We start from the raw sequence: 23045 nt of genomic DNA on the forward strand, positions 1-23045 counted from the left end.
TTTGAGCTTGGCGCTCGACTGTGTTGGTTGCGCGAGAAGGATTTGAACCTCCGACCTTTGGGTTATGAGCCCAACGAGCTACCAGACTGCTCCATCGCGCGGCAAGGTGGAATTATAACACGCTTATTCGCCAGCAGGGGCCGCAGGTTCGTCAGCGGCGGGGCGATCAACCAGTTCAACCAACGCCATAGGAGCGTTGTCTCCGACCCGGAAGCCCATTTTCAGGATTCGTGTGTAGCCACCCGGGCGCGCCTTGAAGCGGGGCCCAAGGTCATTGAAAAGCTTGGTTACGCTGTCACGATTGCGCAACCGATTGAAGGCCAGACGACGATTGGCAACTGTCGCTTCCTTTGCCAAGGTAATCATCGGCTCAACGACGCGACGAAGCTCTTTGGCTTTTGGTACGGTGGTTTTGATGACTTCATGCTCGATGAGTGAGTTCATCATGTTACGAAGCATCGCCTGGCGATGCTCGCTGGTGCGATTCAGCTTACGAAGACCTTGTCCGTGGCGCATAGTGCTTTCCTTTCGTTATCAATAGGGACAGCCGGATCAGGTACTGCCCCTTGCACAATTTGCACGGCCTCTTTCTGCTTCTCGGCCGCGCACGTCTTAAATATCAGCGTTTGTCCAGCCCGGCAGGCGGCCAGCTTTCGAGCTTCATCCCCAAGGTAAGACCCCGCGAAGCAAGGACTTCCTTGATCTCATTGAGCGACTTGCGTCCGAGGTTCGGGGTTTTGAGCAACTCGTTTTCGGTGCGCTGGATCAGATCACCGATGTAATAGATGTTTTCGGCTTTCAGGCAGTTGGCCGAACGTACCGTCAACTCGAGCTCGTCTACCGGTCGCAGGAGGATCGGATCGAAGCGCTCGGCGCCACCTCGCTGTGCCGGGGCATCGAACGCTGCGAGCTCGTTGCCTTCCAACTGGGCGAAAACGGCCAGTTGCTCGACAAGGATCTTCGCCGAAGAGCGAACCGCGTCTTCTGCGGACACTGCTCCATTGGTCTCGATTTCCATCACCAGCTTGTCCAGGTCGGTACGTTGCTCAACACGAGCGCTTTCAACGGTATAGCTGACCCGCTTGATCGGGGAAAACGAGGCGTCCAGGACAATGCGCCCAATTGACTTGGTCGGCTCGTCCGCATACCGACGCATGGTGCCGGGGACGTATCCGCGGCCCTTCTCGACCTTGATCTGCATATCCAACTTACCGCCCTGCGACAAATTGGCAATCAGGTGTTCGGGGTTGATGATCTCGACGTCATGGGGAGTCTGAATATCAGCAGCCGAGACAACGCCTTCCCCCTCTTTCCGCAGGCTGAGGGTTACTTCGTCCCGGTTATGCAGGCGGAAAACCACCCCCTTCAGGTTAAGCAGGATGTTGACAACATCCTCCTGCACACCGTCGATCGAAGAGTACTCATGCAACACTCCAGCAATGGTCACCTCGGTCGGCGAGTAACCCACCATGGATGACAACAGCACGCGACGCAAAGCATTGCCAAGGGTATGGCCATAACCGCGCTCAAAGGGTTCAAGCGTCACCTTCGCCCGATTCGGGGCAATTTGCTCCACGTTGATGGCGCGGGGCTTCAGCAGATTCGTTTGCATTCGGAATTCCTTTCAGTGCCCCCGGCTCGTTACACCGGTAAGGCTGAAAAAGCACTCAACCCGCACTAGGCGGGAAGGCGCGGTCAGGATCAGAAAGCTGATCAACGGGAATAAAGTTCAACGATCAAGGATTCGTTGATGTCGGCCGCGAATTCGTCGCGATCCGGAACCTTCTTGAAGGTACCTTCGACCTTTTCAGCGTTAACTTCCACCCAAGCCGGCAAACCCACTTGCTGAGCCAGTTGCAAAGCCTCAACAACTCGGCCCTGCTTTTTCGACTTCTCACGAACCGCAACGATGTCACCCGCCTTCACTTGGTAGGAGGGAATATTGACACTCTGGCCATTGACGGTGACAGCCTTGTGCGACACGAGTTGGCGTGCCTCAGCGCGGGTAGAACCGAAGCCCATGCGGTAGACAACGTTGTCGAGGCGAGACTCGAGGATGAACAAGAGGTTCGCACCGGTATTGCCCTTGCGCCGATCGGCCTCTTCGAAGTAACGCCGGAATTGCTTTTCAAGGACTCCGTACATCCGCTTGACCTTCTGCTTTTCGCGCAACTGCAAGCCGAAATCAGAAGTACGCTGGCCGGATGTGCGACCATGTTGTCCAGGTTTGGAGTCGAATTTCGCCTTATCACTGATGGAGCGTCGTGCGCTCTTCAGGAAAAGGTCGGTGCCTTCACGGCGAGAAAGCTTTGCTTTGGGGCCTAAGTAACGTGCCACTTGAATTTCCTTATTTTCATCTTCCGCGAGCTATCGCGGGAGCCGAACGAACCGTTCGTCCGGCGGTGGGCTTTTCCAACGACTGCAATTAAATCCGACGGCGCTTTTGCGGGCGGCAACCATTGTGGGGAACGGGTGTCACGTCGGAAATCGACGTGATACGAATCCCCAGAGCGGCCAAGGCGCGAACGGACGACTCGCGCCCGGGCCCGGGGCCCTTGATTTCAACATCAAGGTTCTTGATACCTTGCTCGACCGCAGCGCGGCCCGCGACTTCGGATGCAACCTGGGCAGCAAAAGGCGTCGACTTACGGGACCCCTTGAAGCCTTGACCTCCGGACGATGCCCATGAAAGCGCGTTGCCTTGACGATCCGTGATCGTGATGATCGTGTTGTTGAACGATGCATGCACATGCGCGATGCCGTCCGCAATGTTCTTGCGAACCTTCTTGCGAACTCGCTGGGCTGCATTGTTGGCGGGTGCTTTAGCCATGTTGTGCTCTCAATCCTGATTACTTCTTCAGTGCCGCGGCGGCCTTGCGCGGCCCTTTCCGCGTACGGGCATTCGTGCGGGTACGTTGCCCACGCATTGGCAGTCCACGACGATGACGGAATCCGCGATAACAACCGATATCCATCAAGCGTTTGATGTTCATCGTCGTTTCACGGCGCAAATCACCTTCAATCGTCAACTGGGCAATCTGGTCGCGGATCTTTTCAAGATCTCCGTCCGTCAATTCCTTGACCTTCTTGGTGTAGGCGATACCGCATGCTTCGCAAATTTTGCGTGCCCGGCTACGTCCGATGCCAAAAATGGCGGTGAGTCCGATCTCAGCGTGCTGATGCGGCGGGATGTTGATACCAGCAATACGTGCCATATTATTCCTCTGTTACTTTTCCCATCAGCCTTGACGCTGCTTGTGCCGGGGGTCTGTGCAGATCACACGAACGACACCTTTGCGCCGAATGATCTTGCAGTTGCGGCAGATTTTTTTGACCGAAGCCGAAACTCTCATCGCTCTCTCCTAAAACTAAACCATCAATTTGCCACAGTGGCATAGAACGGCAGAAATATGATTTTTGCTGTGATCAAATTGAAAGCGTTCAATTCAGACAACACAGTTGCAGAAATCTCGCCACTCAACTTGCTTTGAAATTCGCCTTTTTCAACAGCGATTCATATTGCTGAGACATCAGGTAGTTCTGCACCTGCGCCATGAAATCCATCGTCACCACCACAATGATGAGCAGCGAGGTCCCCCCGAAATAGAACGGTACGTTGTATTTCAGGATTAGGAATTCCGGAAGCAAACATACAAAAGTAATGTAGACCGCGCCAGCCAGAGTAAGACGCAGAAGAATCCTGTCGATGTACTTTGCCGTCTGGTCACCCGGACGAATACCCGGCACGAAAGCTCCGCTCTTCTTGAGGTTGTCTGCCGTTTCCCTGCTGTTGAAAACCAAGGCCGTGTAAAAGAAGCAGAAGAACACGATCGCCGCAGCGTACAGCAAGACGTAAATGGGCTGCCCGGGCGTCAGCGTCGACGCGATGTCCTTCAACCACCGCATGGACTCGCCGGAACTGAACCAGTTCACTACCGTCGCAGGCAACAAGATGATGGACGATGCAAAAATCGGTGGAATCACGCCGGCCATGTTAAGTTTCAAGGGCAGATGAGAAGACTGCCCTCCATAGACCTTGTTTCCGACCTGGCGACGTGCGTAGTTGACAAGTATCTTCCTCTGTCCTCTTTCGACGAACACCACAAAGTAGGTCACCAAAGCGACGACGACGATAATGAATATCGACGCGAGAATGCTCATGGCACCGGTGCGAACCAGTTCAAGCAAGCCGCCAATCGCGCTGGGCAAGCCTGCGGCAATACCAGCGAAAATGAGAATCGAGATCCCATTACCCAAGCCGCGTTCCGTTATCTGCTCACCCAGCCACATTAGGAACATCGTCCCGGCAGTGAGGCTGACAACAGCAGTCAGGCGAAAGACAAAACCCGGGCTAATCACCAATCCGGCTGAGCTTTCCAGCGCAACCGCAATACCAAGAGATTGAAACAGCGCCAAGCCCAAAGTACCGTACCGGGTGTATTGGGTGATCTTTCGCCGCCCGGCTTCGCCTTCCTTCTTCAGCTGCTCAAACGTCGGCACGACATAGGTGAGCAGCTGCATGATGATCGATGCCGAGATGTACGGCATGATGCCAAGCGCAAATACCGTAAAGCGCGACAAAGCGCCTCCGGAGAACATGTTGAACAGGTTCAACAGTCCACCTTGCTGACCTTTGAACAGCTGTTGCAGCTGTCCTGGGTCAATCCCTGGTACAGGAATATGCGCGCCTATCCGGTAGACGACCAGTGCTAACAGGAGAAACACCAGCCGACGACGCAAGTCGCCGAATTTCCCGGTTTTCGCCAGTTGTGATGCGCTTGTGGCCACGAACTTATGCTTTCCCGCCTAATTTGGCGATCAGGCCACAGATCCGCCAGCCGCCTCAATAGCAGCCTTTGCACCCGCAGTGGCACCGATACCGGTCAATTTGACCGCGATACCGATTTCGCCTGTCTTCACGACCTTGACGACCTTCACCAGCTCTCCAACCATTCCGGCGCTCTTGAGCAACAGCAGATCAACTTCCGACGCGCCCAACTGCTGGAGCGAATCCAAGGTCACCTCGGCATTGAATTTCAGGAGATGCGACTTGAACCCGCGCTTCGGCAGGCGACGCTGCAGCGGCATTTGCCCACCTTCGAAGCCAACCTTGTGGTAACCACCCGCGCGGGATTTCTGTCCCTTGTGTCCACGGCCAGCAGTTTTCCCAAGTCCCGACCCGATTCCACGACCGACGCGGCGTTTGGCGTGTTTCGCACCTGCAGCAGGTTTGATGCTATTGAGTTCCATCGCCGACTCCTCAGAGTACCTTGACCAGATAGCTGATCTTGTTGATCATTCCACGAACTGCTGGCGTATCCTGCAGCTCACTGACACTGTTGACTTTGCGCAAGCCAAGGCCGCGGACTGTCGCTCGATGGTCCTCTTTGCAACCGATCGGGCTACGCACCAGCTGAATGCGCACTGTTTGTTGAGTAGTCATATTGCCTCTCCGGTCACGCGAAGATTTCTTCAACGGACTTGCCACGCTTGGCCGCCACTTCGGCTGCATTCGTGCAGTTGGCCAAAGCGTCCAGCGTCGCGCGAACCATGTTGTACGGGTTAGACGAACCGTGACTCTTGGCAACGATGTCGGTGATCCCAACCACTTCAAACACCGCCCGCATCGGCCCACCAGCGATGATGCCGGTGCCCTTGGGGGCTGGCGCCATCATCACCGTTGCCGCGCCATGATGACCGGTAACATTGTGGTGAATTGTTCCGTTGCGAAGCGAAACCTTGCTCATGTTCCGGCGAGCTTCTTCCATCGCCTTCTGGACTGCAGCAGGAACCTCTTTGGATTTTCCCTTGCCCATGCCCACGCGGCCGTCGCCATCGCCCACCACTGTCAAGGCGGCAAAACCAAGGATTCGACCACCCTTGACCACTTTTGTGACGCGGTTCACCGCGATCATTTTCTCGCGAAGGCCGTCCTCCGGACCGTCACCTTGCGCTTTTGCTTGAAACTTAGCCATATGGAATTCCGATCCGCTTAAAACTGCAGTCCTGCCTCACGCGCCGCCTCAGCCAACGCCTTCACGCGCCCATGGTAGGCAAAGCCTGAGCGATCAAACGCGACTTTTTCGACCCCGGCCGCTTTCGCCTTCTCGGCAATCCGCTTGCCGATCACCTGCGCTGCCGATGCATTTCCGCCCTTGCCTGAGGCGCCCAGGCTTTGACGAACCTCTGCTTCGGCAGTGGAGGCACTGGCCAGCACCGTGCTTCCGTCGCCGGAAACGACCGCAGCATAAATATGGAGGTTGGTGCGATTGACCGTCAAACGCGCCACCCCTTGCGTTGCGATGCGAATGCGGGTCTGACGGGCCCGACGAAGACGCTGCTCTTTCTTTGTCAACATGTTGCAGCTCCTTACTTCTTCTTGGTTTCTTTGATCGTGATTTTTTCGTCCGCATACCGAACGCCCTTGCCTTTGTAAGGCTCGGGCGGTCGAACGGCGCGGATTTCCGCAGCGACCTGGCCAACTTGCTGGCGATCAGCACCCTTGATCACGATTTCTGTCGGTGTAGGGGTCGCAACGGAAACGCCCGCCGGCATTTCAATATTGACCGGATGGGAATAACCAACGGCGAGGTTCAGCTTCGCGCCTTGCGCCTGTGCTTTGTAGCCTACGCCTACGAGCGACAGCTTCTTCTCGAAGCCCTTGCTGACACCGACAACCAGGTTATTGACCAGTTGACGGATCGTGCCACTCATGGCGTTCGCTTCGCGGGAGTCGTCGACCGGCACAAAGGAGATCGACCCGTTCTGGGCGCTTACCTTGACCAGCGAGTTTTGCGCAACAGACAGTGAACCGCCTGCACCTTTGACGTTGATCTGCGTTTCATTCACCGAGACTTCCACCCCTGCAGGGATGGTGACGGGCAATTTTCCGATACGTGACATTTCAGTTTTCCTCCATGCCCCGATCAGGCGACGTAGCAAAGCACTTCACCGCCAACGCCGGCAGCACGGGCTTTGCGGTCAGTCATCACGCCCTTTGGGGTTGTGACGATCGCCACGCCCAGTCCGTTCATGACCTGCGGAATGGCCTCGCAACCTTTGTATACACGCAAGCCCGGGCGGCTGACCCGCTCGATACGCTCGATAACCGGGCGACCTGCGTAATACTTCAGTGCGATTTCCAGCTCGGACTTTCCGTCCGCGCTCTTGACCTGGAATCCATCGATATAGCCCTCGTCTTTGAGGACCTGAACGATGGCAACTTTGACCTTGGATGCAGGCACCGAAACCGATGTCTTGGCAACCATTTGCGCATTACGAATGCGAGTCAGCAGGTCGGCGATAGGATCACTCATGCTCATCTTGTCGTCTCCTGCCTGATTACCAGCTTGCCTTGGTCACACCGGGAATGCTGCCTTCAAAGGCAAGCTCGCGGATCTTTGACCGGCCCAATCCGAACTGGCGGAACGTTCCACGGGGACGCCCCGTGATCTCGCAGCGATTGCGTTGCCGGGTCGGATTGGCGTTTCGGGGGAGCTTCTGAAGAGCCAGTCGCGCCGCAGCACGCTCTTCATCGCTTCGTTTGGCGTCTTTTGCTATTGCCGTCAGTTCCGCGTGTTTTTTCGCGTACTTGGCAACCAGTTTGTCGCGCTTGAGCTCGCGCTCAATCAATGCTACTTTAGCCACGGGTCACCTCAGTTCTTGAACGGGAATCGGAAGCCGGCGAGCAGCGCCTTGCACTCTTCGTCTGTCTTGGCCGTCGTCGTAATGCTGATGTTGAGGCCGCGGAGGGCATCAACCTTGTCGTACTCGATCTCAGGGAAGATGATCTGCTCTTTGACACCGATGTTGTAGTTTCCACGACCATCGAAGGCACGTCCGGAAATTCCGCGGAAGTCGCGTACGCGCGGCAGGGCGACCGTGACAAAACGGTCCAGGAATTCATACATCTGGACGCCACGCAAGGTGACCATGCACCCGATGGCCTGACCTTCGCGAATCTTGAAACCGGCGATGGCTTTCTTGGCCTTGGTAACCACCGGCTTCTGCCCGGCAATTTTTGTCAGGTCGGAGACTGCGTGCTCCATGATCTTCTTGTCCGCAACCGCTTCGCTGACACCCATGTTCAGGGTGATCTTCGTCAGACGAGGCACCTGCATCGGCGAGGTGTAGCCGAATTTGGCCATCAGCTCAGGCGCGACTTTTTCGCGGTAATGTTGTTGGAGTCGTGCCATGCTCATGCCACCTTGATTTCTTCGCCACTGGACTTGTAGACGCGAACGCGGCGACCATCTTCCAGAACCTTGACACCTACGCGATCGGCCTTGCCGGTCGCGGCATTGAAGACAGCCACGTTCGACTGGTGGATCGACATCGTCTTTTCCACAATGCCACCCGTAACCCCTTTGAGCGGATTGGGCTTGGTGTGCTTCTTGACGATGTTCACACCTTCGACCACGACTCGCGAATCGTCGACTCGCGAGGTCACTTTGCCACGCTTGCCTTTGTCGCGCCCCGCAATGACGATGACCTCGTCACCTTTACGAATCTTGTTCATAGCGGTTCCTTAGAGAACTTCCGGAGCGAGGGACACGATCTTCATGAACTTCTCGGTACGCAGCTCGCGCGTCACCGGGCCGAAGATGCGGGTGCCGATGGGCTCCAGCTTGGAATTGAGAAGCACGGCGGCATTGCCGTCGAACTTGATGAGCGAGCCATCGCCACGGCGAATGCCCTTGGCCGTGCGGACCACCACGGCACTGTAGATCTCGCCTTTTTTGACGCGCCCACGAGGAGCCGCCTCTTTGATGCTCACCTTGATGATGTCGCCAACACTGGCATAGCGCCGCTTCGAACCGCCGAGCACCTTGATGCACAAAACGGACTTCGCGCCGGTGTTGTCGGCCACTTCTAACCGAGATTCTGTCTGGATCATTTCGTTATTCCCAACTTGCACTCGGCAGGCCAGCCGCAACCGGCTGGCAGACCGAATCAGTCTTGGGCCCGCACAGTCCATGAACCGTTCACGGACTGCTTAATGGGCAGAATTCCACGCAAAATTGCGCGGAGCCGCTGATTATGAGCGATTCGCCAGCGGCCGTCAAGTAGCGTTGTTGTTTTTGGCAGGTACGGCGCCAAGGCAGTGCGCAGTTCCCCCGTCGCGGCACTCGCCGCAGAGGCCGTTACGACACTTCGCGCGCCCAGTTGCGCGACCGAGCGACGGCCTCTTGCCAGCGCGCATGGCGTGCGCGTCGGTCTGATTCACCCCCTGCCGGGTCGTATCGCCGATCGACCACCCAGTGCGAGGCGAGTTCGTCTGGGCCCGACCAGAAGCCCACAGCCAGTCCTGCCAGGTAGGCCACGCCCAGCGCGGTTGTTTCGGTGACCTGCGGCCGCACAACGGGGACGCCCAGCACATCGGCCTGCATTTGCATCAGAAGGTTGTTGCGGCTGGCGCCGCCGTCAACCCGCAGTTCGCGCAGCGCGATCCCGGAGTCGCGTTTCATCGCCGCCAGCACATCGGCGGTCTGGAGCGCGATGGCCTCCAAGGCGGCACGCGCGATGTGAGCCCGGGTCGTGCCGCGGGTCATGCCCAGCAGCGCCGCGCGGGCATGACCATCCCAGTACGGCGCCCCAAGTCCGGCAAATGCCGGCACCAGCGCCACATCGCCGGTGTCAGCGACCTGCCCGGCCAGGCTTTCAACCTCGGCCGCCGACCCGATGATGCCCAGCCCGTCCCGCAGCCACTGAATCGTCGCGCCCGCCATGAAGACCGAGCCTTCCAGCGCGTACGCGGTCTGAGTGCGGTCACCGGCCGGGCCCTGCCAGGCAACGGTTGTCAGCAGCCGGTTGCGGCTGGCTACGGCGTTGACTCCGGTGTTCATCAGCATGAAACACCCGGTACCGTAGGTATTCTTGGCCAGCCCGGGTGAAAAGCAAGTCTGGCCGAATGTGGCCGCCTGCTGGTCGCCCGCGATGCCGGCGATCGGAACCGGCGCGCCGAGCCACTGCGCATCGGTTTCGCCGAAAGCGCCGCTGGACGGCACAACCCGCGGCAGCACCGACGCCGGAACGTCGAACTGCCGCAACAAAGAGGCGTCCCACTGCAGGGTGTGGAGATTGAACAGCAAGGTCCGCGACGCGTTGCTTGCGTCCGTGACGTGGTGGCGTCCGCCGGTCAGGTTCCATATCAACCAACTGTCAATGGTCCCAAACGCCAACTCGCCGTGCTGCGCCCGAGCTCGCGCCCCGGGGACATGGTCCAGCAGCCATTGCAGTTTGGTTCCCGAGAAATAGGCGTCCAGCACCAGGCCCGTCTTGCGTTGGATCGAGCGGGCCGCACCCTGCGCCTGCAAGCGGGCGCAGGTATCCGTCGTTCTGCGGTCCTGCCAGACAATGGCAGGCGCAAGCGGGTCTCCCGTTGCCCGGTCCCACAGTACCGTGGTTTCGCGCTGGTTGGTGACGCCGATGGCGGCCAGATCGGCCGCGCGGACACCGTGTTGTGCCAGCACATCGCGGGCAACCGCGAGCTGGGTGGTCCAGATCTCCCGTGCATCATGCTCCACCCACCCCGGGCAGGGAAAACTCTGGCGAAACTCTCGCTGCGCCATGCCCTTCACCTGACCGGCTTGATCGAAAAGGATCGCCCGCGAGCTGGTTGTACCCTGATCCAGAGACAGTATGTATTTCATGATCTACACCCTTTGACACCCGGCGGGCCGGGCAAACGACCTCCCCGGAACCAGACCCAGCCTATCGCAAGGCGGCTGAAACGGGGACAATGCAATCTTCTACCCGTCGCCCCGGAATCGACAAGCGCATGAACCCGACCCAAGAAACCAAGACCAGCCCGCATATCGCTTTCATCGGCGGTGGCAACATGGCCAGCGCCATCATCAGTGGCCTGATCAAACAGGGCCACCCGGCCACCGAGATCAGTGTGGTGGACCCGTCGGCCGAGGCCGCGGCGCGCCTGACAGCGCATCACCCGGTCAAGGTGGCTTCCCTGCCGGGTCCGGCGCTGGCGCAGGCGCAGATGGTGGTCTGGGCGGTCAAGCCCCAGCATTTCAAGGAAGCCGCATTGCAATCGCGTTTCCATACCCGCCATGCTTTGCACTTGAGTATCGCCGCCGGAATACCCACCCGATCGATCGCCGGCTGGCTGGGTAGCGAGCGGGTAATTCGTGCCATGCCCAATACCCCGGCCCTGGTCGGACGCGGCATGAGCGGACTGTTTGCCATGCCTGGCGTCAACGCGGCCGATCGGGAATGGGCCGAAACCGTGCTGTCTGCCGTGGGCGAGCGCCTGTGGGTCGACACGGAAGACCAGCTGGACGCGGTCACCGCCCTGTCGGGCTCCGGACCGGCATATGTCTTTTACTTCCTGGAAGCCATGACCGAGGCGGGCTCGGGCATGGGCCTCAGCCGCGACCAGTCCTACCACCTGGCAGTGGCCACCTTTGTCGGTGCTTCGCGACTGGCGCAAGTCTCGGACGAGCCCCCGGAAATTCTGCGGCAACGGGTCACCTCCAAGGGAGGAACCACCTACGCGGCCGTCACGTCCATGGAGCAGGACAACGTCAAGACACTGTTTGTGCGCGCCATTCACGCAGCCCGACAGCGCGCCCGCGAACTGGGTGAAGAGTACGGGGGCTGATGCGCCGCAGTGCATCAGCGCGCATGCAAGGACATTGCCACGCCGACAAACAGGGTAAAGCCCAGCCAGTGGTTCTGTCGAAACGCCTTGAAGCACCCCTCCCGGCTCCGGTCACGAATCAGCCAAAGGTGCCAGATGACCTGCAGCGAGCCCAGGCCCGCAAATATGATAAATGTAGCGTCAGATGACCATTTCACGCTGGCTATCGACCAAATTGCCAGGTAAACAAGGTAAAAGACGCCCACCGCCGCGACATCGGCCTGCCCCAAGGTAATCGCGGAGGTCTTCATACCGATCTTGAGGTCATCATCGCGGTCGACCATGGCGTACTCGGTGTCGTAGGCCAGGACCCAGAAAAGGTTGCCCGCAAGTAACCACCAAGCCAGCGGCGGCACCTCACCTTGGACCGCGGCAAATGCCATCGGAATGCCGAAACTGAACGCCACCCCCAGAACCGCCTGCGGCATCGAGACATGGCGCTTGGCATACGGATAGATCAACGCTACGGCCAGCGCCGCAAACGACCAGAGCACGGCAGCCCACCGGGTCGTCAGAACCAGCGCGAAGGCCAACAGAGCCAGCACGGCCCCGACGGCCAGGGCTTCCCGGACGCCGATCCGGCCGCTGGTCACAGGACGCTGCGCGGTGCGCTTGACATGGCGGTCAAACTCACGGTCGGCCACATCGTTGAGACAACACCCGGCACTTCGCATCAGGATGGTTCCCAGCACGAACACGGTGAGCAGGTGCCACCCCGGGAAGCCACCCGCCGCGATCCACAGGGCCGCGAGTGTGGGCCAGAGCAGCAGCAACCAGCCGGCCGGCCGGTCCCACCGAATCAGGTCAAGGTACAAGGCCAGTCGGGCCCGCACGTCAGACGCCCCCGAGCAAGCGCAGGTCGATCCGGCCTTGGTGCATCGGCGGGCACCAGACCTGCGCACCCGTCAATGGCCGCGAGATCCCGAACAAGGCATCCGTGACGCCGTCATCCAGCCCCGCCATGCGCCGCATCTGGGCCTCGAACGCGTCCAGTGACTTGCCGAAGGCGACAAACATCAGCCCGCACCGCTCGGCATCGGCCCAGGGCATGGACCGTCGCAGCAGAAATGCGGGTGGCCGGAACCCCTCCTGCGCCGTCCGCTTGACGTGGGCTGACGCCGGCGCGTCATCCAGTTCGACATTGTCGCGACGACGGCGTCCGATCATCGCGTCCCGATCGGCTTGCGCCATGCAATCAAAGCCATCCAGATCGTGCTGCCACTGCTGAATTGCAGCGAAACTGGACCCGTTCATTCCCGCACCCTGGCGGCTTACCAAGGCGGCCCGACTGGCCGCAGCACCGTCCGGGTTCTCGGTGCCGTCCTCGTACCCGGTCAGATCGCGACCATGTCCGTTCGGTCCCCGGCCGTAACGGAAACCGTCCACGACAGCATGGAGTCGCAATGCAGGCGCAAAGGCGTGGGCGATGGCTCGGGTCTGCTGGACAAGCGCGCCACGATCCTTGCCACGCAACCAGACCCATAACGCAACGGGAGTGGACGGGATTGCCACCGAACCGGCCTGCAGCGGCTGGAATTCCCGCATGCCCGGCACCTGCACCCCCAGCGCATCCAGCAGCGGCAGCCCCAAGCCGAGTACCGCGTGGTCACCATCCATCCGCTCGGCCCCCTCCCGCAAGCTTTCTCGCAGCGCACCCTGACCGCTGAGGGTAAAAGACAGGTAGCGTCCATGCAGCGGCAAGGGGGCAAGGATTCCAGGTTGGTGTGTTGACATGGGCAAATTGGAAGATCAGCGGAGGGAAAGCGTCCCGGGTTCGGTCAGGACAGGCGGGTCACGCCGGGCAGTTCACAGGCGTAGATGGCGTTGCGCAAGGCGGCGATCGCTTCATACCGGGGAAAACTGCGTCGCCAGGCCAGCACCACACGGCGCAAGGGGGGCGCGCCGCCATGGCCGTCCACAATCGGCAGGTAGCGGACAAACGGCTCGTCCGCACCCCGGCGGCGGCGCGCCGTTGTCAGCGCCTCTTTGGGTACTGACAAACGGGGCACCAGGGTCACGCCCATTCCGGCCGCGACCATGTGTTTGATGGTCTCCAGGGACGAGCCTTCGAAGCTGCGGCGAATCCCTTCCGCATGGCTGGCATACCGCGCGAACTCCGGGCAAACCTCCAGCACATGGTCACGAAAACAATGGCCGGTGCCCAGGAGCAGCATGGTCTCGTTCTTGAGCTCCTCCGAGGTCACGCTTTTTTTGTCCGCCAAGGGGTGCTGCCGCGGCACGGCCGCCATGAACGGCTCATCGTACAGGGGCGCGATGGCCAGTCCGGTTTCCGGAAACGGTTCGGCGAGGATGGCGCAGTCGATCTCGCCGGTGCGCAGCATCTCCAGGAGTTTGACCGTGAAGTTCTCCTGCAACAGCAAAGGCATCTGGCCCGCCATGCGAATCGCCTGCCGCACCAGGTCGGGCAACAGATACGGACCGATGGTGTAGATCAGCCCCAGCTTCAAAGGCCCGGCCAGCGGGTCCTTGCCGCGCTTGGCGATGACCTTGATCACGGCGGCCTGTTCCAGCACGCTTTGCGCCTGGCGCACGATCTCTTCGCCCAGCGGCGTCACGGTGATTTCGCTCGCGGCCCGCTCAAACAGCTTGACGTCCAGTTCCTCTTCCAGCTTCTTGATCGCCACCGAAAGGGTGGGCTGGGAGACAAAGCAGGCCTCCGCCGCTTTTCCGAAATGCTTCTCGCGTGCGACGGCAACGATGTATTTGAGCTCGGTCAGGGTCATGGCGGCGCTTTCAAGCCTTGAGGAACTCGGATTTTCCACCCATCCAGCGCTGAATGTGCCGCTGCGCAGCGTCCGGCGCGTATTCCAGAAGGCGCGGTGCGAGCGCGCGCGCCCACTCAAGCCAGGCCCCGTCAACCGCCAGGTCGGCAAAACGCAGCAATGGCGCACCGGACTGACGCGCACCCAGGAATTCGCCCGGACCACGAATGTCCAGATCACGGCGGGCGATCTCGAAACCATCCTGGGTTTCCGCCATCGCCCGCAGTCGCTCGCGTGCGCTTTCCCCCAGGCGGCCACCGGCCGGAGCGCTGTACAGCAGAACACAGGCGGAAGCCGCCGCACCCCGCCCGACCCGGCCACGCAACTGGTGCAGCTGGGACAATCCGAAGCGTTCCGCATGTTCGATCACCATCAGGCTGGCATTGGGCACATCCACGCCCACTTCGATCACCGTGGTCGACACCAATACGGCAATCGCGCCGACGGTGAACTGCTCCATGACCGCTCTTTTTTCGGCCGCCGGCATGCGGGAATGGAGCAAGGCAACCCCCATGTCCGGCAGTGCCGCGCACAACTGCGCATGGGTCGCCGTGGCGTTGGTCAGGTCCAGCGCCTCGCTTTCCTCGATCAAGGGGCAAACCCAGTAGACCTGCCGGCCGGCCGCGACTTGCTGGCGGATACGCTCGACAACCTCGTCGCGCCGCTGGTCGGACACCACCCGGGTGACCACCGGGGTGCGCCCGGGCGGCAATTCGTCCAGCGTGGAAACATCGAGGTCGGCGTAGTAACTCATGGCCAGCGTGCGCGGAATGGGGGTGGCCGACATCATCAACAGATGCTGCTCCAGCTCTTCACTGCCGCCGCCCCCGGAAATGTCCTCCTCCGGCGCCGGAGATGACTTGCTGCGCAGTGCCAGACGCTGGGCGACCCCGAACCGGTGTTGCTCGTCGATGATCGCCAGGCCCAGGCGACGAAAACGCACCTGCTGCTGAATCACCGCCTGGGTGCCCACCACCAGACTCGCCTCGCCGCTGGCGATGCGTGAGAGCATGAGCGTGCGCTCACTTTTTCGCTGACTGCCGGTCAGCCACGCGACTGAAACGCCCAGGGGCTCCAGCCAGGCGACCAGCTTGCGAAAGTGTTGTTCCGCCAGTATCTCGGTGGGGGCCATCAGCACACACTGCCATCCGGCATCCATCGCCACTGCAGCCGCCAAGGCGGCAACCACCGTCTTGCCGGCACCCACATCACCTTGCAGCAAGCGGTGCATGGGTGTTGCGGCCGCAAGATCGTTGCCGATTTCTGCCACCACCCGCTGTTGGGCGGCTGTCAATGCAAATGGCAAGCGGCGCAGCAACTGCTCGGGCAATCCACCGGCACGGGCCACGAGCTTGGGGGCACGCTGCTGCGCCCGGCCGCGACGGGCTATCCACTGGGACAGTTGCTGGGCCAGCAACTCCTCCGCTTTCAGACGCTGCCAGGCTGGGTGGCTGCGGTCCTCCAGGGCGGCAAGGGACACATCGGGCGCCGGGTGATGCAGGAACAGCAAAGCCTCGCGCAGCCCCAGGACCGGTGCGGGCGCATGCTGCCAGGCGTCGGGCACGACGATGGTGTCGCTCCAGTCGCTTCGCTCCACAGCGGCAAGGATGGCCTTGCGCAACCACGACTGCGGCAGACCGGCAACCGTCGGGTACACGGGTGTCAGGGTCTGCGCCAGCTCGGTTCGGGCCGACCGCATGACGGGGTGAAGCATCACGTCGCCACCGAATCCGCGCTTGAGGACGCCCCGCACCCGCCAGCAGGTGCCCGGTGCAAACGCTTTTTCCTGGGTGGGATAGAAGTGGAAAAAGCGCAGCACACATTCGCCACTGCCATCGTGCACATGAACCACCAGCTGGCGCCGGGGTCGCGGCGTGACCTGGGCGGTCCGCACAGTCGCTTCGATCAGCACTTCCTCCCCGTCACGGGCATCGGCCAGACGCACGATATGGGTCTCGTCTTCGTAGCGCAGGGGCAGGTGCAGACTGAGGTCGGCATCACGGACCAGACCGAGGCGCTCCAGCGCCTTGCGCATCGGGGAAGGGGCGGGCGCCGGACTCATGGAACAATTCTGCCTTCTTCCACGACTTGGGACGGGCTCTGTCCAGCCCTCAAGCACCATGAATTGCACCTCCTCGCCGCCGCTGCGCCATTTCCAGCTGGCCGACTTCGATTTTTCCCTGCCCCCTGAGCTGATTGCCCAGCATCCGGCCGCCGAACGCAGTGCGTCGCGCTTGCTTGATGCCAGTTCCGCGACACCGCAGGACCGGGTCTTCCGCGACCTCCCCGCGCTGCTCGGTCCCGACGATCTGCTGGTTTTCAACGACACGCAGGTCATCAAGGCGCGCCTGTTCGGCAACAAGCCTTCGGGCGGCAAACTGGAACTGCTGGTCGAGCGTGTGCTGGACAACAACACCGTGGTCGCGCACATGAAGGTGAGCAAGAAGCCGCCACCCGGTTCGGTCTTGCGGCTGGGGGACGGCGAACCCGGCGGCGGGTTCGAGGCCACGGTGCTGGGCCGCTGGCCCGATGCGAACGGCGCACTGTTCCACCTGCGCTTCAGCGACGAGCCCCATGCCCTGATGGCCCGCCACGGGCATGTGCCCCTGCCGCCTTACATCACCCACGCCGATTCCGAGGATGATGCCCGGCGCTACCAGACGGTCTTCGCCCGCAAGCCCGGCGCGGTGGCCGCGCCAACCGCCGCGTTGCATTTCGACGAGCCCTTGTTGGCCGCGCTGGACCGGCAGGGCGTGCGACGCGCCAGTGTCACCCTGCATGTGGGCGCCGGCACGTTCCAGCCCGTCAAGACCGACAACCTTGCCGAACACACCATGCACAGCGAGTGGTATGACGTGCCCGAGACCACCCGGCAGGCGATTGTGGCCTGCCGGGCGCGGCGCGGCCGTGTCGTGGCGGTGGGCACCACCACCGTGCGCACGCTGGAATCATGGGCCCGCAGTTGCACCGGGCCGGACCTGTCCGGCGGCGTGATGCAGGCGGATACCGACATATTCATCACCCCGGGTTTCCGTTTTCAGGTGGTGGATGCCCTGATTACCAACTTCCATCTGCCCAAAAGCACCTTGATGATGCTGGTCAGCGCCTTTGCGGGCTACGAGCACATCCGGAGCGTCTACGCGCATGCCATCGCCCACCGCTACCGTTTTTTCAGCTACGGCGACGCCATGTGGCTGACCCGGCAGGGCTGACCCAGCCGGCCGAGGCGGCAATCAGCGGCCGGCGGCCGGTGCCACCCGGGAGGACGGGCCGGCCAGATCACCAAGGCGGACCAGCAATCCCTGGGCATCGTCGCGGGTGGCCAGCTGATCAATGCGCACTTCGTGGCGGCCTCGGCTTTCCACCAGTTGCGCGGGGAAGCCGGCGGCCCGGAGCCGCCCGGCGCTCTGCAACGCCTCTCGGGAGTCTGTCGTACTCGTCGCAACCAGCTGCCATTCACCGCCCGCCACCGCAACACCCGTGCCCGATTTCAGGGCGGCCGACGCGATGAAGCCGGCCAGTTGATCCGGGGTTGCCACGCCCACCGGCTGAACGGGCCGGTCGAAAAAGCGCGCCCAGAATGCGCTTGGTTTTTCCAGGCTGAGGGCGCCCTGGTCGCGGGTGTCCAGCGCGACCTTGCCTTCGAACAGGCAGACCGCATCGTGGGCGGCATCGGTCATGCTCCAGAAATCGGTCCCCCGGATCCCGACCGTCGCGGTCCGCAGGGTCACGCGAACGTCGCGTCGCCCGGTGACCCGCGAAATCGATGTCGTTGCAAAGCGGAAGAATCCTTCCAGCAGCTTGAGGTCCGTGCGTACCGCGGTCTGGCCGTCCTGGCGTTCGGTGGCCAGGCGCGCGATCCCCAGCTGGGACTTTTCGCCCAGGTTGATGCGGCTGCCTTCCGGCAGCACCAGCACCAGCGCGGCACCGGCGCCGGTTTCGATCACCTGGTCGGAGCGGACACGATCACCGGGCGCCAAGGGCACCCGTCGCCCCCCCTGGTCTATCCATGCCGGCATCTGGACCGCTTCGACCGCAATGCCCTCCACCACGGTACGTCGCGGCGTCGCGGCCACCGCCGCGGCGGCTCCGGTCACTGCGGCAACGCCCGCCAACGTACTTCCCATCCAGCCACGCCTGTTCATCATCGACCCCACTTTTCTCCTGACTGAAAACCACGGGCAGGCAATCCTGCACCGCACCAAGACCAGATGGTATTTATTGAACCAACCAGTTCATGTCGCAACTTTAATGACCATTGGCCGACATCCGGACACCGCCTTTGTGCAGCATTTCACGTTTGGCCCGACCGGCATGTCGCCTGGGGTCATATCCGCGCGGCAAACGTGGATTCCTTCACGCGGCGGCGTAGCCGACAATCCGGCCCATGCTGACCTTCGACCTGCTCACCACCGACCCCGACAGCCACGCCCGCCGCGGCACGCTCACCCTGAACCACGGCGTGGTGCAGACGCCCATCTTCATGCCCGTGGGCACCTACGGCACCGTCAAGGGCGTGATGCCCGCCAGCCTGGAGGACATGGGCGCGCAGATCATCCTGGGCAACACCTTTCACCTGTGGATGCGCCCGGGGCTGGACGTGATGCAGAGCTTCGGCGGCCTGCACGGCTTCGAGCGGTGGCACAAACCGATCCTGACCGACTCGGGCGGCTTTCAGGTCTGGAGCCTGGGGGAGATGCGCAAGATCAGCGAGGAGGGCGTCAAGTTCGCCAGCCCGGTCAACGGCGACCGGCTGTTCCTCACGCCCGAAATCAGCATGCAGATCCAGACGATCCTCAACAGCGACATCGTCATGCAGTTCGACGAGTGCACGCCCTACGAGACCAAAGGGCACCTGACCACCGAGCGCGAAGCGCGCCAGTCGATGGAGCTCTCGCGCCGCTGGGCGCAGCGCTGCCAGACCGAATTCGCCCGGCTGGAAAACCCGAACGCGCTGTTCGGCATCGTGCAGGGCGGCATGTTCGAGCCCCTGCGCCAGGAGTCGCTGGACGCGCTGGTGGAGATGAACTTCCCCGGCTACGCCGTGGGCGGCGTCAGTGTGGGCGAGCCCAAGGAAGACATGCAGCGCATCATGGCGCACACCCCGCACCGCCTGCCGGCGAACAAGCCGCGATACCTGATGGGCGTGGGCACGCCCGAAGACCTGGTGGACGGCGTCGCCGCCGGCGTGGACATGTTCGACTGCGTCATGCCTACCCGCAACGCGCGCAACGGCCACCTGTTCACCCGCTTCGGCGACCTGAAAATCCGCAACGCCCGCCACAAAAGCGACCACCGCCCGCTGGACGAAACCTGCACCTGCTACACCTGCGCCGGCCGCACCGCGCCGGACGGCACCGTGAGCGGCGGCTTCTCGCGCGCTTACCTGCACCACCTGGACCGCTGCGGCGAAATGTTGGGGCCGATGCTCACCACCATCCACAACCTGCACTATTACCTGAACCTGATGCGCGAGGTGCGCGCGGCGCTGGACGCGGGCCGGTTCAGCGCGTTCCGGGCGCAGTTCCGGGCAGATCGGGCGCGCGGGGTGTGAGCGCCGTCAATCGCGCCATGGCGAATGTTCCGGCCCCGCGCCGGTTCGCGGCTGCGCTTGCACTGGCCGCGCTGCTCGGGGTGGCCGGCTGCGCCACGCGGGTGGACCCGGTCGCCACGACACAAGGCCAGCCACCGATACAGATTCAACAGCGACTGCTGTTGAACCCCGCCAATGGCGGCCGTCAGATCGGCCTGGCCGATTTGATGCCGGGCGACATCATCCTGTCCAATACCGCCGGCTGGGTTTCAGCGGGCATACGCGCCTTGACCATGGCGCCAGTCAGCCACGCGGCGCTGTACCTGGGCGATGACCAGATTGCCGAGGCGGTGGCCTCGGGGGTGCGGATTCGTCCCGGCGCGGCGTTCATGGCGGACGAATCCACCGTGGTCGCTTTCCGCCATCCCGGGCTGCGGGCCGATCACGCCGCGGCCCTGCGGCACTTTGCCCGGAGCCAGGACGGCAAAGGCTACAACACCCTGGGGGTGGTGCTGCAAGCCCCCTTCACGCTGCAGCGGCGCTACTGCGAAGTCCCGCTGGTGCCGGGGCTGGTGCGCGATTTCTGCCTGCAGGGCCTGGCTGCGGTGCAACTGGGCGCCGCCCGCAATGACCGGTTTTTCTGCTCGCAGTTCGTGCTGGAGGCGTTCCGTCAGGCCCAGTTGCCGCTGACTGCCGCAGACCCCCTGCTGTTCAGCCCGGCGGACTTGCTGACCATGCGCGAGGGCGACGTCCCCTCGGTCACCATCAACCAGGCCTTGCAGTATGTCGGCCACCTCAAGCTCGGGCCCGGCGCAGAGGGCACGGCCATCGCCAGGCGGGAAAGCGACTGAGCCCCTTGCGTCGGCGCTGCGGTCGCGGCACGCAGTCCCGCGTCAATGCCCGACATGCAGGGTGAACACGGCGCCATTGCTCAGGCGGCAAGTGCCGGTGCCCAGCGTGGCCGAGTTCATGGTGTATTGGCAGGCGAGGAAGCTGCCCCGGTTGCCGGCGCCGTTGGCCACCCCTTCACGGGGCGAACCGGCGCGGCGGGTGGCCTCGCCGACAAACCGCTCGCCATCAATCGCCGCCGTGAAGGTGCCACGGCCGTGCAGGTCGTTGGTGACGGTCGCGCTGACCACTCCGTAGCCGGCTGCCGCCTCGTTCATCGGGTACAGGCGGGCCGGGAAGCTGACCGGCGCGGGCGGCGCGGCCGGAACCGATGCCGCCGGCGCCGCCACCGGGGGCGGCAGGGGCTGACCGGTGCGCGGGTCGATGGGCACCACGTAGCAACCCACCAGCGACGCCGCCAGCGCCGCCAGCGACAACGCGGCCAGACCGCGCCGGAAGGGCGAACGAGCAGGATTCAGGGATGTCATACCAACTTTCAAGGCCCCAGCACATGCTGGTGGCGCCATCGTGGTGGAGAACCGCCGATCGGCATCACCTTTATCCACCGGGACTCGATCTGCACACCTTTCGGTATCTGAATGCGATACCTTCTGACGGCATCGGGCGCTGCCTGCGGCAGCGTTCCGGGAATCGTGATTAGTCTGTTTTTGATAGCAAAAAGTGACGCTTTTACGCTGGGTATGGGCCAAAAACATCCTAAAAGGAGATAAAACGGCCCTTCTGAACGCGCCGCGGGGGGTCAGACGGTGCGGCGCGGCTTGTCCACCCCGCAAACCCTGATGAAAACACCGCGAGAATCAATCAGTAAGCTGGGGTTTCGTGAGACGCGTCATCTCGCAACGCGTTGGGTGCTTGCATGTTTCACGACCTGACCGACAGACTTCGCGCCCGGGGCGTAGGCGGCCATTGCCGCACCTACCGCAGTCAGAAATACGGCCGTTGCCACGAAGGGAATGGCGGTGCGCCGCACGGTGCTTGACAGCCAGTGCTGAGGATGCTGGCCACGGAGATGCCGGAACAGGGCGTAAGAAAGTGCCCCGTCAACCAATACCTCCGCGAAGAGGATGGGCGCGACATAAACAACGTAAAGCGAAGCCACCGCAATGCCAAAGGCAAGTGCGATCGCAACAAGGGGAATGACCAGCTCGTCAGCGTCGGCGACGGCGCCCACGGAGTCACGCACGATTCGCGCTGGCGTCGACGCCGCTTCGTCAAGGGCCGCCGAACGAACGTCGAAGGAGCCAGTAGCGCCCCCGCCGCCAAAGTCGCCACCACCACCGCTCTGAAAGTCTGGGGCGCCTGAAGATGTCCGTGAGCCAGGCACCAGGTTCGAGATATCGGGCACATCGACATAGTCTTCCGCGTTCGTTCGCAGCCAGAGCCAGATGAGAAAAAGAAAGAACAAATAGGCTATTGCCAGTGCCAACGGATACCGAACGGCCATGGAGTCCACGCCGCCGTGCAGCATGGTGAAAGATGCCAGCAGGCCGAGGCCGCCCGTCAGGGCAACGATGAACGCCATCTGGGCCCTGGGGAAGGACTCCCGCATGAGACGTTCCCGCACGCGCTGGATGGCGAGCTTGCGGGTGAGAGTATGGGCGGGCTGGCGCATGAGTAGTCTGTATGACGCCTTGTGTGACGTACCCTGCGGATTCTGCCCGGACACGCGGGGCCACGCGGAGCATTCTGGCGGTCACGTCACCCAAAAGTTGTTCCGCGCCAGCGGGTGATGAGCATGCCCCCGGCAAACGCCCCAGTACCTGGTTCTGCCAGTGATCGGGCGTGACCTACCTCAATGACTACCGACCACGAACGCCGCTGTCTACCCGCCGGGTGCTGTTCCATTGCGTGCGTGCTTCGCCAGGGCACGCGAAGGTTGCCATGGTTTCACTCCTGCGACGATAGCAACAAGCGACCTTTTCCTGCTGGGTATCGGCCTAAAACGCCCTGAAACACCCGTAGCGCACCCTCAACCCACCCCCCCAGACGCCACCAACCCCGCCGAGTCATCCTCGGGCGGGGTGGTTGGGTGGGGCCGGCGCGGCCGGCCGGAGGTGTCAGACGCTTACTTGGCCTTGATCACCAGGTTGACGATGTCGGAGTAGACGCCGGCAATCGCCTGCGCATCGCCGGCAAAGCTCACCGTCAGCTTGCCCTGGCGGTC

Annotated in this window: 29 protein-coding genes and 1 tRNA gene; 4 read left to right on the top strand and 26 right to left on the bottom strand. The window is 62.1% G+C overall.

Features of this window, described 5'->3' with window-relative positions:
- Nucleotides 1–24 precede the first annotated feature (24 nt).
- The 19 genes from AC2EBU_RS15495 to glpK all read right to left on the bottom strand — a co-directional run bounded on the left by AC2EBU_RS15495 (nt 25) and on the right by glpK (nt 10652).
- Nucleotides 25–101: transfer RNA gene (locus AC2EBU_RS15495), tRNA-Met, on the bottom strand.
- Between the two features lie 22 nt (nt 102–123).
- Nucleotides 124–516 carry a 50S ribosomal protein L17 gene (gene rplQ / locus AC2EBU_RS15500; RefSeq protein WP_484611348.1) on the bottom strand — a complete coding sequence of 131 codons (393 nt, stop codon included), beginning with the start codon at nt 514–516 and terminating at the stop codon, nt 124–126.
- A 103-nt stretch (nt 517–619) separates the two neighbouring features.
- Nucleotides 620–1612 (bottom strand): DNA-directed RNA polymerase subunit alpha, encoded by a 993-nt coding sequence (locus AC2EBU_RS15505; RefSeq protein ID WP_484611349.1) that lies wholly within the window; start codon nt 1610–1612, stop codon nt 620–622.
- 101 nt (nt 1613–1713) lie between these two features.
- Nucleotides 1714–2337 (bottom strand): 30S ribosomal protein S4, encoded by a 624-nt coding sequence (gene rpsD, locus AC2EBU_RS15510; protein ID WP_484611350.1) that lies wholly within the window; start codon nt 2335–2337, stop codon nt 1714–1716.
- An 88-nt stretch (nt 2338–2425) separates the two neighbouring features.
- Nucleotides 2426–2830, bottom strand: coding sequence for a 30S ribosomal protein S11 (rpsK, locus tag AC2EBU_RS15515; protein ID WP_484611351.1), 405 nt, complete (start codon nt 2828–2830; stop codon nt 2426–2428).
- Between the two features lie 19 nt (nt 2831–2849).
- Complete coding sequence (rpsM, locus tag AC2EBU_RS15520; RefSeq protein ID WP_484611352.1) at nt 2850–3215, bottom strand: 30S ribosomal protein S13; 366 nt, start codon at nt 3213–3215, stop codon at nt 2850–2852.
- 24 nt (nt 3216–3239) lie between these two features.
- Nucleotides 3240–3353, bottom strand: a complete 114-nt coding sequence (gene rpmJ / locus AC2EBU_RS15525; protein ID WP_011481465.1) for a 50S ribosomal protein L36 — start codon at nt 3351–3353, stop codon at nt 3240–3242.
- 124 nt (nt 3354–3477) lie between these two features.
- A complete protein-coding gene (gene secY / locus AC2EBU_RS15530) occupies nt 3478–4788 on the bottom strand; it encodes a preprotein translocase subunit SecY (protein WP_484611353.1) in 1311 nt (436 codons plus the stop codon).
- A 30-nt stretch (nt 4789–4818) separates the two neighbouring features.
- Nucleotides 4819–5250, bottom strand: a complete 432-nt coding sequence (gene rplO / locus AC2EBU_RS15535; RefSeq protein ID WP_484611354.1) for a 50S ribosomal protein L15 — start codon at nt 5248–5250, stop codon at nt 4819–4821.
- A gap of 10 nt (nt 5251–5260) precedes the next feature.
- A complete protein-coding gene (rpmD, locus tag AC2EBU_RS15540; RefSeq protein WP_484611355.1) occupies nt 5261–5443 on the bottom strand; it encodes a 50S ribosomal protein L30 in 183 nt (60 codons plus the stop codon).
- 13 nt (nt 5444–5456) lie between these two features.
- The gene (rpsE, locus tag AC2EBU_RS15545; RefSeq protein WP_484611356.1) at nt 5457–5975 is read right to left on the bottom strand and encodes a 30S ribosomal protein S5; all 519 of its coding nucleotides are present in this window, start codon (nt 5973–5975) and stop codon (nt 5457–5459) included.
- 17 nt (nt 5976–5992) lie between these two features.
- Complete coding sequence (gene rplR, locus AC2EBU_RS15550; protein WP_484611357.1) at nt 5993–6358, bottom strand: 50S ribosomal protein L18; 366 nt, start codon at nt 6356–6358, stop codon at nt 5993–5995.
- Between the two features lie 11 nt (nt 6359–6369).
- A complete protein-coding gene (gene rplF / locus AC2EBU_RS15555) occupies nt 6370–6903 on the bottom strand; it encodes a 50S ribosomal protein L6 (RefSeq protein ID WP_484611358.1) in 534 nt (177 codons plus the stop codon).
- Nucleotides 6904–6926: 23 nt separating this feature from the next.
- Entirely contained in the window at nt 6927–7322 is a 396-nt protein-coding gene (rpsH, locus tag AC2EBU_RS15560) for a 30S ribosomal protein S8 (protein WP_484611359.1), read from the bottom strand.
- Between the two features lie 19 nt (nt 7323–7341).
- On the bottom strand, nt 7342–7647 hold the full coding sequence (gene rpsN, locus AC2EBU_RS15565) for a 30S ribosomal protein S14 (protein ID WP_484611360.1): 306 nt from the start codon (nt 7645–7647) through the stop codon (nt 7342–7344).
- Between the two features lie 8 nt (nt 7648–7655).
- Nucleotides 7656–8195, bottom strand: a complete 540-nt coding sequence (rplE, locus tag AC2EBU_RS15570; RefSeq protein WP_484611361.1) for a 50S ribosomal protein L5 — start codon at nt 8193–8195, stop codon at nt 7656–7658.
- A 2-nt stretch (nt 8196–8197) separates the two neighbouring features.
- A complete protein-coding gene (rplX, locus tag AC2EBU_RS15575) occupies nt 8198–8518 on the bottom strand; it encodes a 50S ribosomal protein L24 (protein WP_484611362.1) in 321 nt (106 codons plus the stop codon).
- 9 nt (nt 8519–8527) lie between these two features.
- Nucleotides 8528–8896, bottom strand: coding sequence for a 50S ribosomal protein L14 (gene rplN / locus AC2EBU_RS15580; RefSeq protein ID WP_484611363.1), 369 nt, complete (start codon nt 8894–8896; stop codon nt 8528–8530).
- Nucleotides 8897–9143: 247 nt separating this feature from the next.
- Nucleotides 9144–10652: a glycerol kinase GlpK gene (gene glpK / locus AC2EBU_RS15585; protein WP_484611364.1), complete on the bottom strand. Its 1509-nt coding sequence runs from the start codon at nt 10650–10652 to the stop codon at nt 9144–9146.
- A 128-nt stretch (nt 10653–10780) separates the two neighbouring features.
- Between glpK and proC the strand changes: the two genes are divergently transcribed.
- On the top strand, nt 10781–11617 hold the full coding sequence (gene proC / locus AC2EBU_RS15590; RefSeq protein WP_484611365.1) for a pyrroline-5-carboxylate reductase: 837 nt from the start codon (nt 10781–10783) through the stop codon (nt 11615–11617).
- 14 nt (nt 11618–11631) lie between these two features.
- Here proC and ubiA read toward each other — a convergent pair whose 3' ends face one another.
- Genes ubiA through recG form a run of 4 tightly spaced genes read right to left on the bottom strand, consistent with a single transcriptional unit; the run spans nt 11632 to nt 16501 of the window.
- A complete protein-coding gene (gene ubiA, locus AC2EBU_RS15595) occupies nt 11632–12489 on the bottom strand; it encodes a 4-hydroxybenzoate octaprenyltransferase (RefSeq protein ID WP_484611366.1) in 858 nt (285 codons plus the stop codon).
- Between the two features lies 1 nt (nt 12490).
- The gene (locus AC2EBU_RS15600) at nt 12491–13390 is read right to left on the bottom strand and encodes a Dyp-type peroxidase (protein WP_484611367.1); all 900 of its coding nucleotides are present in this window, start codon (nt 13388–13390) and stop codon (nt 12491–12493) included.
- Nucleotides 13391–13434: 44 nt separating this feature from the next.
- A complete protein-coding gene (locus AC2EBU_RS15605) occupies nt 13435–14400 on the bottom strand; it encodes a LysR substrate-binding domain-containing protein (protein WP_484611368.1) in 966 nt (321 codons plus the stop codon).
- A gap of 10 nt (nt 14401–14410) precedes the next feature.
- A complete protein-coding gene (gene recG, locus AC2EBU_RS15610; protein WP_484611369.1) occupies nt 14411–16501 on the bottom strand; it encodes an ATP-dependent DNA helicase RecG in 2091 nt (696 codons plus the stop codon).
- A gap of 58 nt (nt 16502–16559) precedes the next feature.
- Here recG and queA point away from each other — a divergent pair, with 58 nt between their 5' ends.
- Nucleotides 16560–17651 (top strand): tRNA preQ1(34) S-adenosylmethionine ribosyltransferase-isomerase QueA, encoded by a 1092-nt coding sequence (gene queA / locus AC2EBU_RS15615; protein WP_484611370.1) that lies wholly within the window; start codon nt 16560–16562, stop codon nt 17649–17651.
- 21 nt (nt 17652–17672) lie between these two features.
- Here queA and AC2EBU_RS15620 read toward each other — a convergent pair whose 3' ends face one another.
- A complete protein-coding gene (locus tag AC2EBU_RS15620) occupies nt 17673–18566 on the bottom strand; it encodes a FecR domain-containing protein (protein WP_484611371.1) in 894 nt (297 codons plus the stop codon).
- Between the two features lie 260 nt (nt 18567–18826).
- Here AC2EBU_RS15620 and tgt point away from each other — a divergent pair, with 260 nt between their 5' ends.
- Both tgt and AC2EBU_RS15630 read left to right on the top strand, forming a co-directional pair.
- Nucleotides 18827–19993, top strand: a complete 1167-nt coding sequence (gene tgt, locus AC2EBU_RS15625; protein ID WP_484611372.1) for a tRNA guanosine(34) transglycosylase Tgt — start codon at nt 18827–18829, stop codon at nt 19991–19993.
- A 17-nt stretch (nt 19994–20010) separates the two neighbouring features.
- Nucleotides 20011–20823 (top strand): C40 family peptidase, encoded by an 813-nt coding sequence (locus tag AC2EBU_RS15630; protein ID WP_484611373.1) that lies wholly within the window; start codon nt 20011–20013, stop codon nt 20821–20823.
- A gap of 42 nt (nt 20824–20865) precedes the next feature.
- Here AC2EBU_RS15630 and AC2EBU_RS15635 read toward each other — a convergent pair whose 3' ends face one another.
- Nucleotides 20866–21348 (bottom strand): hypothetical protein, encoded by a 483-nt coding sequence (locus AC2EBU_RS15635; protein ID WP_484611374.1) that lies wholly within the window; start codon nt 21346–21348, stop codon nt 20866–20868.
- Between the two features lie 362 nt (nt 21349–21710).
- Nucleotides 21711–22493: a hypothetical protein gene (locus AC2EBU_RS15640; RefSeq protein ID WP_484611375.1), complete on the bottom strand. Its 783-nt coding sequence runs from the start codon at nt 22491–22493 to the stop codon at nt 21711–21713.
- Between the last annotated feature and the right edge of the window lie 552 nt (nt 22494–23045).

It is taken from the genome of Curvibacter sp. T50, assembly GCF_057219955.1.

Bases quoted from the DNA above. Each gene is read 5' to 3' on its own strand.
- AC2EBU_RS15635 (WP_484611374.1), bottom strand. From the start codon at position 21,348: ATGACATCCCTGAATCCTGCTCGTTCGCCCTTCCGGCGCGGTCTGGCC.
- AC2EBU_RS15640 (WP_484611375.1), bottom strand. From the start codon at position 22,493: ATGCGCCAGCCCGCCCATACTCTCACCCGCAAGCTCGCCATCCAGCGC.
- rplN (WP_484611363.1), bottom strand. From the start codon at position 8,896: ATGATCCAGACAGAATCTCGGTTAGAAGTGGCCGACAACACCGGCGCG.
- rpsE (WP_484611356.1), bottom strand. From the start codon at position 5,975: ATGGCTAAGTTTCAAGCAAAAGCGCAAGGTGACGGTCCGGAGGACGGC.
- proC (WP_484611365.1), top strand. From the start codon at position 10,781: ATGAACCCGACCCAAGAAACCAAGACCAGCCCGCATATCGCTTTCATC.
- AC2EBU_RS15605 (WP_484611368.1), bottom strand. From the start codon at position 14,400: ATGACCCTGACCGAGCTCAAATACATCGTTGCCGTCGCACGCGAGAAG.
- rplQ (WP_484611348.1), bottom strand. From the start codon at position 516: ATGCGCCACGGACAAGGTCTTCGTAAGCTGAATCGCACCAGCGAGCAT.
- tgt (WP_484611372.1), top strand. From the start codon at position 18,827: ATGCTGACCTTCGACCTGCTCACCACCGACCCCGACAGCCACGCCCGC.
- glpK (WP_484611364.1), bottom strand. From the start codon at position 10,652: ATGAAATACATACTGTCTCTGGATCAGGGTACAACCAGCTCGCGGGCG.
- queA (WP_484611370.1), top strand. From the start codon at position 16,560: ATGAATTGCACCTCCTCGCCGCCGCTGCGCCATTTCCAGCTGGCCGAC.
- rplF (WP_484611358.1), bottom strand. From the start codon at position 6,903: ATGTCACGTATCGGAAAATTGCCCGTCACCATCCCTGCAGGGGTGGAA.
- rplO (WP_484611354.1), bottom strand. From the start codon at position 5,250: ATGGAACTCAATAGCATCAAACCTGCTGCAGGTGCGAAACACGCCAAA.
- recG (WP_484611369.1), bottom strand. From the start codon at position 16,501: ATGAGTCCGGCGCCCGCCCCTTCCCCGATGCGCAAGGCGCTGGAGCGC.
- AC2EBU_RS15630 (WP_484611373.1), top strand. From the start codon at position 20,011: ATGGCGAATGTTCCGGCCCCGCGCCGGTTCGCGGCTGCGCTTGCACTG.
- rplR (WP_484611357.1), bottom strand. From the start codon at position 6,358: ATGTTGACAAAGAAAGAGCAGCGTCTTCGTCGGGCCCGTCAGACCCGC.
- rpsK (WP_484611351.1), bottom strand. From the start codon at position 2,830: ATGGCTAAAGCACCCGCCAACAATGCAGCCCAGCGAGTTCGCAAGAAG.
- AC2EBU_RS15505 (WP_484611349.1), bottom strand. From the start codon at position 1,612: ATGCAAACGAATCTGCTGAAGCCCCGCGCCATCAACGTGGAGCAAATT.
- rpmD (WP_484611355.1), bottom strand. From the start codon at position 5,443: ATGACTACTCAACAAACAGTGCGCATTCAGCTGGTGCGTAGCCCGATC.
- rpsM (WP_484611352.1), bottom strand. From the start codon at position 3,215: ATGGCACGTATTGCTGGTATCAACATCCCGCCGCATCAGCACGCTGAG.
- rpsH (WP_484611359.1), bottom strand. From the start codon at position 7,322: ATGAGCATGAGTGATCCTATCGCCGACCTGCTGACTCGCATTCGTAAT.
- rplE (WP_484611361.1), bottom strand. From the start codon at position 8,195: ATGGCACGACTCCAACAACATTACCGCGAAAAAGTCGCGCCTGAGCTG.
- AC2EBU_RS15620 (WP_484611371.1), bottom strand. From the start codon at position 18,566: ATGGGAAGTACGTTGGCGGGCGTTGCCGCAGTGACCGGAGCCGCCGCG.
- rplX (WP_484611362.1), bottom strand. From the start codon at position 8,518: ATGAACAAGATTCGTAAAGGTGACGAGGTCATCGTCATTGCGGGGCGC.
- AC2EBU_RS15600 (WP_484611367.1), bottom strand. From the start codon at position 13,390: ATGTCAACACACCAACCTGGAATCCTTGCCCCCTTGCCGCTGCATGGA.
- rpmJ (WP_011481465.1), bottom strand. From the start codon at position 3,353: ATGAGAGTTTCGGCTTCGGTCAAAAAAATCTGCCGCAACTGCAAGATC.